Origin of the sequence: Bacillus sp. CGMCC 1.16541 (assembly GCF_003184905.1) — a bacterium.
Lineage (GTDB): Bacteria > Bacillota > Bacilli > Bacillales > Bacillaceae_H > Priestia.
In genome coordinates, this window is the sequence record NZ_QFRU01000064.1 from 1 (window position 1) to 955 (window position 955).

The 955-nt window shown below is 32.6% G+C and carries 1 protein-coding gene; it reads left to right on the forward strand.

Annotated elements, in window-relative coordinates:
• Nucleotides 1–910: AAA family ATPase (locus DIS06_RS19960; RefSeq protein WP_162596048.1), on the forward strand; the 910-nt coding region annotated here is incomplete at its 5' end.
• Nucleotides 911–955 lie beyond the last annotated feature (45 nt).

Consider the following 955-nt stretch of genomic DNA (forward strand, 5'->3'; position numbering starts at 1 on the left):
TATTTTTGAGGAATTTAAAACCGTTGTTATTGAGTATTTTACAACCGTTGATTACAGAACAAAGGGCAAGGCAAGACACTATGAGAACGGTACATTAGTGGCTGCAAAGGTTACACTCACTGAATTTGACAATGAGTTAAAAAAAGGAAATATATTTAATACCACCTATAATAAAGTCTATCAAATTGAAGATTCTAATGAAATATTTGATTTAATCGGAATGAACAAAGAGGACTTAGGTATTATCGCTTTAGCAAAGCCATTTCTATATGAAGACAGAGAAAGCCGCTTTATTGATGCCGCTAATATTATCAAAACTAAAATTGAAAATGATATAAAGAACCTTAATTCAAAATTAGACGAAAACCAAAAACAACTATTGTATATGGAAAGGCAGGAGAAACGTTTAGATAAAACAAAACAAAATCTATATTCACTTCAGCAAAAACTAGAACAATTAGGTTTTGTATTTGACAAACAATCTGAAGCCCAACTAGAAGAAACGGAAGAATCATTTCTTGATACACCGGAAACACTTTCTGAATTATTAAAAGGAATACAATCACAACTTAGTGCTCGTGGCTATCGTTATGAGGAAAAAACATTACGTCAGCTATTACTAGCCCTAATGACAGAGCAAATGATTATCTTGTCTGGTCCCTCTGGTACTGGAAAGACAACAATTGTGAAGCAACTCGCGTCGATTATTAATGCAAAGTATGAAATAATTCCGGTTCAGCCAAGCTGGACTGATAAACAAGATTTACTTGGCTTTTATAATCCTATTAGAAAATTATATGTACCTTCTGCATTTTTAGATTGTCTTATCGAAGCAAAGCAAAATGAGGATCAGCTATACTTTATTTGTTTAGATGAAATGAACCTTGCACAGATCGAATACTATATATAAATGATTTTCTTTTTCGACATTTGACCTAGTGAATCCCTAAGCGTT